Genomic DNA, 1321 nt, shown 5'->3' with positions numbered 1-1321 from the left:
TGTTGCGCCCCGGGTCTGATGGAGGCTCTCATTCCACGGAAGGATGAGAGCCATGGCTGCACCGAGGAAGTACCCGGACGAGCTCCGGGAGCGAGCGATCCGGATGGCCGTCGATCTGCGACGCGACCCGGCCACGAAGACGGGTGCGTTGCGCCGGGTTGCTGACCAGCTTGGGATCAACCCTGAGACGCTGCGCAACTGGGTCAACCAGGCCGAGATCGATGCTGGCGACCGACCCGGGACAACGACGACGGAGCAGGCGCGGATCGCTGAGCTCGAGCGGGAGAACCGCGAGCTGCGGCGGGCGAACCACATCTTGAAGTCGGCGTCGGCTTTCTTCGCGGCGGAGCTCGACCGCCCGTCCGGCAAGTCGTGACCTACATCGACGACCATCGCCACGAGGTCGTCGAGGGGCGCCAGCTCGGGGTCGAGCCGATCTGCGAGGTGTTGCAGGTCGCTCCGAGCACGTACTACGCGGCCAAGACGCGGCCCCCGTCGCGCAGGTCTGTCACCGACGCGGCCACGACGACCCTGATCGAGCGGGTCCACGCGGAGAACTTCGGGGTCTATGGCGCCCGCAAGGTCCACGCCGAGCTGCGCCGCCAGGGTCACCGGGTGGCACGCTGCACGGTCGAGCGACTGATGCGAGCCGCCGGGCTGCGGGGCATCACCCGATCCAAGGGGCCACGCACCACGATCGGCGGCCGCGGGCCGGACACCCGCCCGGACCTGGTCCAGCGCGACTTCACTGCCGATGCCCCGAACCGGTTGTGGGTCTGCGACATCACCTACTGCCGCACGTTCTCCGGCTGGGCCTACGCCGCCTTCGTCACCGACGTCTACTCCCGCCGCGTGGTGGGCTGGCAGCTGTCGAAGTCGCTGCGCACCGACCTGGCGCTGGACGCGTTGGAGATGGCGATCTGGACCCGCACCCGCGACGGAGCGGACCTGACCGGCCTGACGCACCACAGCGATAAAGGAGTCCAATACGTCGCCATCCGCTACACCCAGCGCCTCGCCGAGGCCGGCGCCGTCGCCTCGGTCGGATCCACCGGAGACAGCTACGACAACGCCGCCGCCGAAGCGTTCAACTCCCTGTTCAAGGCCGAACTCGTGCGCAACAAGGGCCCTTGGAAGAACATCGACGACCTCGAGATCGCCACGGCCGAGTACATCGACTGGTTCAACCACCGGCGCCTGCACGGCGAGATCGGAATGATCCCGCCCGCCGAGCTCGAGGACACCTACTACCGTCACCACCCCGCTCCGGCTACCGTCGAAGCGTCAGTTCCGAGCCTCCACTGAACCCGGGGCGCAACAG

At 68.4% G+C, this 1321-nt stretch carries 1 protein-coding gene and 1 other annotated feature; the gene reads left to right on the top strand.

Annotation, left to right across the window (positions count from 1 at the left end; translation table 11 throughout):
* Nucleotides 1-52 precede the first annotated feature (52 nt).
* Nucleotides 53-1305, top strand: a protein-coding gene (locus EYB28_RS19935) for an IS3 family transposase (RefSeq protein WP_240930793.1) whose coding sequence is annotated in 2 segments (ribosomal slippage) — nucleotides 53-332 and nucleotides 332-1305 — 1254 coding nt in all. Because the reading frame shifts where the segments join, the coding sequence is not laid out codon by codon here.
* Nucleotides 331-462, top strand: a sequence feature (AL1L pseudoknot). (Overlaps the previous gene by 132 nt.)
* Nucleotides 1306-1321 lie beyond the last annotated feature (16 nt).

This window comes from Isoptericola sp. BMS4 (assembly GCF_011634835.1).
GTDB lineage: Bacteria > Actinomycetota > Actinomycetes > Actinomycetales > Cellulomonadaceae > Isoptericola.
Note: the sequence above shows the minus strand (reverse complement) of the source record. Positions and strands in the feature narration are given on the sequence as shown.